The 4,664-nt window shown below is 40.9% G+C and carries 8 protein-coding genes and 1 pseudogene; 5 read left to right on the top strand and 4 right to left on the bottom strand.

The window, feature by feature from the left end; genetic code table 11:
* Positions 1 to 3: 3 nt before the first annotated feature.
* Positions 4 to 192, bottom strand: coding sequence for an outer membrane beta-barrel protein (locus LC574_RS39270; RefSeq protein WP_368736739.1), 189 nt, complete (start codon positions 190 to 192; stop codon positions 4 to 6).
* Positions 193 to 319: 127 nt separating this feature from the next.
* Between LC574_RS39270 and LC574_RS27425 the strand changes: the two genes are divergently transcribed.
* Entirely contained in the window at positions 320 to 739 is a 420-nt protein-coding gene (locus LC574_RS27425) for a hypothetical protein (protein ID WP_229456818.1), read from the top strand.
* Here LC574_RS27425 and LC574_RS27420 read toward each other — a convergent pair.
* Complete coding sequence (locus LC574_RS27420; RefSeq protein ID WP_229456817.1) at positions 713 to 1,030, bottom strand: hypothetical protein; 318 nt, start codon at positions 1,028 to 1,030, stop codon at positions 713 to 715. The two genes, LC574_RS27425 and LC574_RS27420, sit on opposite strands and share 27 nt — an antisense overlap.
* 162 nt (positions 1,031 to 1,192) lie before the next feature.
* Here LC574_RS27420 and LC574_RS27415 point away from each other — a divergent pair, with 162 nt between their 5' ends.
* Both LC574_RS27415 and LC574_RS27410 read left to right on the top strand, forming a co-directional pair.
* Entirely contained in the window at positions 1,193 to 1,414 is a 222-nt protein-coding gene (locus LC574_RS27415; protein WP_229456816.1) for a helix-turn-helix transcriptional regulator, read from the top strand.
* Complete coding sequence (locus LC574_RS27410) at positions 1,407 to 1,868, top strand: hypothetical protein (protein WP_229456815.1); 462 nt, start codon at positions 1,407 to 1,409, stop codon at positions 1,866 to 1,868. The genes LC574_RS27415 and LC574_RS27410 overlap by 8 nt, the downstream gene beginning before the upstream one ends.
* Before the next feature lie 40 nt (positions 1,869 to 1,908).
* Here the strand turns inward: LC574_RS27410 and LC574_RS38580 are convergent, their stop codons facing one another.
* A complete protein-coding gene (locus LC574_RS38580) occupies positions 1,909 to 2,613 on the bottom strand; it encodes a tyrosine-type recombinase/integrase (protein ID WP_306422163.1) in 705 nt (234 codons plus the stop codon).
* A gap of 93 nt (positions 2,614 to 2,706) precedes the next feature.
* Positions 2,707 to 3,000: pseudogene (locus LC574_RS38575) on the bottom strand (site-specific integrase); the annotation flags it as partial.
* Positions 3,001 to 3,210: 210 nt separating this feature from the next.
* On the opposite strand from LC574_RS38575, the gene LC574_RS27400 reads away from it, so the two are divergent.
* Positions 3,211 to 3,723 carry a hypothetical protein gene (locus tag LC574_RS27400; protein ID WP_229456814.1) on the top strand — a complete coding sequence of 171 codons (513 nt, stop codon included), beginning with the start codon at positions 3,211 to 3,213 and terminating at the stop codon, positions 3,721 to 3,723.
* Positions 3,724 to 4,239: 516 nt separating this feature from the next.
* Positions 4,240 to 4,401 carry a hypothetical protein gene (locus LC574_RS27395; protein ID WP_229456813.1) on the top strand — a complete coding sequence of 54 codons (162 nt, stop codon included), beginning with the start codon at positions 4,240 to 4,242 and terminating at the stop codon, positions 4,399 to 4,401.
* Positions 4,402 to 4,664: the final 263 nt, after the last annotated feature.

The raw sequence follows: 4,664 nt of genomic DNA, 5'->3' as shown, positions 1-4,664 counted from the left end.
AATTCACTGAAACCTGCGGGTCACGCTCAGCTGAATCTGGTCTGTTTTAGTCAGGTTCTTGCTCAGGAAAATGGACGGAAACAAACTTACGGGGTAGTTATTAGAGAATTTGGCTCCGGTATTCAGCAATTTGCCGTCATACGATGAGCTTTCAGCCCTGAGGCCCGCTTTGTAAGAAAAGGCATTGCTCACTTTTCCGCTTAACGAAATATATGCCGCGAATACATTGTTATTCCTGGCTTTCGCACAGGACGAGTCAGTTTAATCACCACTCTTTTAGATACAACAACTTATCCTACCCTCGAAATTGTTGAGATTTATGGGAAACGCCCTTGTCGTTGAACTAGATTTAAGACATCTTAAAACTACTTTGGGGATGGATGTTTTGCGCTGTAAAACCCCCTCAATGGTACGCAAAGAAATTTACGTTTATTTGCTTGCCTACAATTTACTTCGTAGTTTGATGTGGTCAGCAGGTACTACTTACGGTACTCCTCCGTTACGCCTATCACTGCAAGGTACTCGCCATCATTTAAATAACTTTATTCCCAAATTGTTAGCTGCAACTTCAACAAAACGTCTTCAAATTTATTGGACTTTACTTAAAGTTATTGCTCACAAGGCTGTGAGCGATCGCCCTAGCAGAAGTGAGCCACGAGTCCGTAAACGCCGCCCAAAAGCTTACCCTTTAATGACGAAACCTCGGCACGAATTACAAAAGCAATTGCAAACCGCTTAAACCACAAGTGTTTTGGCTTTTCTTAGTGCCATTCGGTTCAGGAGCTATGGCTTGGGCTTGGTCAGCGATGTAGTTGTCGAGTTCGGCTTGAGCGAGGGCTTGGTTGTCGGGGGCAGCAAGGGCGAGTTTCTGAATCTTGCTGGCTTGATATTCAGCGATCGCATTAATCCAAGAATCCTTACAGCGTTTGTCGCTTACTTCGGCTGTGCAGGCTATTTCGTTGTAGATTTGCTTGAGTCGGGCAATGGATTTCAGTTGCAGCTGTTGTTGGCTGTAGATTTGGTATGTCATGATAAGTAAACTCCTTGAATTTAGGAGTAGAGAAGCGCTTCGGATTGGTAGTCAGGGGCGCTTTCTCTACAATTTAATACTATCAAACTTTTTGTACTATTGCAATATTTGCACTATATGTTTTTGGAGTATAATAGTCATAGTAGTATTGAGGTTATGCCTATGCGAAATAAAATCAAGCAATTTTTAGAGAGTCGAGGGCTGTCAGCTTATCGAATGATTCAAGATGCAAAAATTTCTGACACGACAGGGTACAAATTAGCAGCAGATCCCACTTACATCCCCTCCTCTAAGATTTTGGAAGCTCTTTGTGAAACTTACAGGATTCAACCAGGAGAGATACTAGAGTGGTTTCCAGCAGAGGAGAAGGGCGAAGATGATTAATCCTCAAACCATTAATCCTTTGACCTTACCCTCAGTGGCTCTCAATGAGCGATCGCAGTTACCTAGCCAGCGTTGCATTTATTTCGCAATCGATTCTCAAGGTGTGGTTCAATACATTGGTAGGACTGTTAATCTTCAGACAAGATGGCTAAAACATCATCGCTATAAGCAGTTAGCGCAATCAGAAGATGTAAGGATTGCTTACTTGTCTATTGAGCCTGATTTGCTGCCAGAGGTTGAACTTGCATTAATAGAATGGTTTAATCTACGGCTAAATCAGACTGAAGTAATCTCCGACAAAAAGCGAATATCGCTTTATTTGGACGAAGCATTAAAGTCTGACTTAGAACGGCTAGCTAAGATTAGGAAGCGTTCTCTGTCAAATTTAATAGAAGTCCTTTGTGAAGAAGAGTTAGAGCGTGTCAGGAAGAATGGAGAGTTAAAGGATGCTTGACCCTCAGTTCATCAACTTCCACGCTTTTTCTTCAGTGACTCTACAGAAGCGATCGCCTACACTTGGAACGCAAAGTGGAGAGAGCAGTTTTTGAAGCAGGTAAGGCACTGGCGGAATTGCGCGATCGCCGCTGGGCTAAATCGTCATCAGTCAAATGAACATAAGTATTAACTGTTGTTTGGATATCAGAATGCCCTAATCTTTTTTGAACATGAGCCATATCCCAATTAGCTCTGATTAGCTCTGTAGCATGAGTATGTCTTAAAAGATGGGGATGAGCTTTAACTCCTGTTTTATTTGCTAGACGAGTAAATAAGTTATCTACATTAGACTTTGACATTGGCTCTCCTAATGGTTCTTTCCAACAATTAACGAATACGTAGTCACTATCGGCTTTTGGATACTCATTTACTAAATAAGTTGAATACATCCGCATTAACTCTTTGGAGACATGAATAACTCTGTCTCCTGTCTTAGCCCTGGCACGATTTTCATTATTATCTCTATGAACCACATTAATCTCATTAACTCCTCTAGAGCGAATATCTTCGTGTCTTAGTCCTAATGCCTCTCCGATCCTCATGCCAGTTTCATGAAGTAGGCAGATTAAAAACTTATCCCTGAGATTCTTGCAGGCATCAATCATTTGAAAAACTTCATCTTTACTCAGGCATCCAGGGAAAGTTTTAGGCTCTTTTAATCGGAGAATATTTGTCTTAATCATTCCCGACTGGGTATGAGACAAGAGCGATTTGTACTTCAGCTTCGATTTATTTATTCTTTTTGTCTGATACACGTCCAGGGGTTTAACTACTCCCAATCGACTCTGAAACTCATAAAATAATCTTACAGTCTTCACAATATGATTAATAGTCTTCTCCGTTCTGCTACTAGTTAAAAATGGCAAGCTAATTACTTTGCCATTAGAAGTTTTTAACCAGTGAATAAATTCAGATAACTTCAGAATTGTTATCTGAGTCCAATCAATTCCTCTTGATTCAAGAAACTCCCAATAAAGCTTGAGGTTTCTAGCATAAGCTTTTCTGGTGTTTGGCGAGTAATTTTTATTTTCCAAGTAGTGTAGATAATCATGGATTGGAATTATAGGGGAGTAATCCTCGTTTAGTACCACCCAGACTTCTTTTCCTTCTGTGGTTATTCCCTTCTTTACGTATATCAATAGATACTGCCCTAATTTGGACTGGGGAGGAAAAACATTGTACACATTGTTGGATACCTGTGCAAACTCTTTACACAACGTTGTGAAAAGCTGGAGTTTAGAGAACGTTGTTGTTGTTGTTTTATGTATTTATTTAGGTGTATATAACGGAACGTTCACATTTTGCCGACTAATGAGTGGCAAATCAGGCCACTGTCCAAGCTTGACCCGGACATTCAGCCCGAAGCATGGGAGCAAGCTGTAGAGTCTGCCAATGGGAAAGTACCCTCGCACCGGATCGTCAAAGACGTGGTGCAGCGCATAATGGAGCGAACAAAAGTACCAAACACATATCAAATTGGCGAAGTTTGCCAAATCATAGTCAAAGACAATCCCGAACTCAGAGGCAAAGGTGGGTGTTGGGCGATTGTCAGCGCAGTGAATGATTTCAGTTGCACCGTGAAAATGTGGGATGGCGAGTACGCCGTTGGGTTGCAGCACCTGAAGTCCTTCAATTACCTTCCCCAGGAGTGTCAGCAGATGCAGGTAATTTGCGATCGCATTACACGAGTGTATTCGGGTGCGTTGGAGGAATCGGTGCAGAAGTTTTTGGAGTCGCTGGGTCAGCTGAAGCGGGCTTATCTGACGGCGTTGGAAGAAAAAGTGTTGAGCTTGCTAGAGTTAGAATGCAAGTAGCTTTTAAGTTATGAGTTCATTATTTCAGTAATTTTACTATAAAGAAATAAGTAATATCGAATATTAAAAGAAAAGCATCTGTGATTATATACACAAGCTTTTGACTTTTTACATTGAAGGGTAAAAAGAAGAGCCAATAATTTTTAATAGGCAGACCCATCAGTGAGAGGTTAAGATAACCTTACTTTTGTCAATTAGAAATTATGCTGAAAATTTGGAACAAGCAGTGGTATTAAGTTAACTCTCATACTGAACCAATGGATTAAGAATAAAAGATGCGTATTAAAATTACGCGATCGCCTGCTCAAAAATTGTGTTTTTAACCTCAATTTTAGCCCGATTCTAGCAATATTTTAAGTACTATTGCTTATTGACAAATAGTACCTGACCTTAACCTCTCACGAATGGATGTAGAGTAATATTTACCAACGTTATCGCAAGCCGAAAAACTTAGTAATCACAGGCAAAAGCTTACCACATACTTCAACCAGCTTTTCAGTAGTAGGCAAATTAGCGATGTCTACGACGGGCTACGCCAACGCACCTTTCAATAACTTGAGGGCTGTTTTTGCTATCTTCTGCATGGCTCCATCTTTTGGGTTTGGCAGTGGGGCGATGTCTACGACGGGCTACGCCTACGCACCTGATAACAAGTCAAAATTGTATCTGATTTTGTAAGTTACTTGCAAAATTTTCAAAGTTCTGAATTAAAATTGTTTACATCCGTGCAATAGCTAAAAAAGCGAATTATGAATACTTTTATTGTCAAAGTAAGCGCTTTTTGGGATTCTGAGGTTGATGTTTGGGTAGCTAGCAGTCAGAAACCCCACGCCTAAAGGCGGGGGCACAGAAATTGTCCCACATCTGACCAGATTAAGCCTTCATTGGCTACGTTAGAGGCAAGAGTTTAAGTCCTACCGGGGGATGCGTAGCTAGTCCCT

The sequence above is a fragment of the Nostoc sp. CHAB 5715 genome (genome assembly GCF_020829685.1).
Taxonomy (GTDB): domain Bacteria; phylum Cyanobacteriota; class Cyanobacteriia; order Cyanobacteriales; family Nostocaceae; genus Nostoc.
Note: the sequence above shows the minus strand (reverse complement) of the source record. Positions and strands in the feature narration are given on the sequence as shown.

Bases quoted from the DNA above. Each gene is read 5' to 3' on its own strand.
- LC574_RS27410 (WP_229456815.1), top strand. From the start codon at position 1,407: ATGATTAATCCTCAAACCATTAATCCTTTGACCTTACCCTCAGTGGCT.
- LC574_RS27415 (WP_229456816.1), top strand. From the start codon at position 1,193: ATGCGAAATAAAATCAAGCAATTTTTAGAGAGTCGAGGGCTGTCAGCT.
- LC574_RS27425 (WP_229456818.1), top strand. From the start codon at position 320: ATGGGAAACGCCCTTGTCGTTGAACTAGATTTAAGACATCTTAAAACT.
- LC574_RS27420 (WP_229456817.1), bottom strand. From the start codon at position 1,030: ATGACATACCAAATCTACAGCCAACAACAGCTGCAACTGAAATCCATT.
- LC574_RS27395 (WP_229456813.1), top strand. From the start codon at position 4,240: ATGTCTACGACGGGCTACGCCAACGCACCTTTCAATAACTTGAGGGCT.